This window comes from Flavobacterium sp., from assembly GCF_003525665.1.
Lineage (GTDB): Bacteria > Bacteroidota > Bacteroidia > Flavobacteriales > Flavobacteriaceae > Flavobacterium.
In genome coordinates, this window is the sequence record NZ_DQDX01000188.1 from 15,043 (window position 1) to 15,441 (window position 399).

The following is a 399-nucleotide window of genomic DNA, read 5'->3' on the forward strand; positions in this document are numbered from 1 at the left end:
AAAAACTTTGCGACTTAGCGTCTTCGTGGCAAATAATTAAAACGAAATCGCCAATGAAGTCGTTAAAAAAGTATTGTTATCCGTTGGATTTCCGTTTTTCAAAAAAACTTCGTCTTTACTTGCTAAGTTTCTAGCTTCAATTCTAAACATCACATTATCTGAAACTAAATAATCAAAGTTTGCCGAAAATCCGTAAGTTTTAAATCCGTTTTCAGTTCCAGTTGCAATGATTACACCTTTCTCATCATCATAATATTCACCTCTTGCAGCCAACTGAATTTTAGCTGTCGGTTTGTATTGCAAAATCAAAACTGGCGAATACCAAGTGTCGTATTTGTCACTTTTATTGGCACTTTGTTGCGAACCAATATCAACTCCAGCAGTTAAATTTGTCTTATC

The 399-nt window shown here is 34.3% G+C and carries 1 protein-coding gene; it reads right to left on the bottom strand.

Annotated elements, in window-relative coordinates; all coding sequences use genetic code 11:
• Positions 1 to 36: 36 nt before the first annotated feature.
• Positions 37 to 399 (bottom strand): outer membrane beta-barrel protein (locus DIU01_RS13270; protein ID WP_290835209.1); only part of this gene is annotated, 363 nt, incomplete at its 5' end.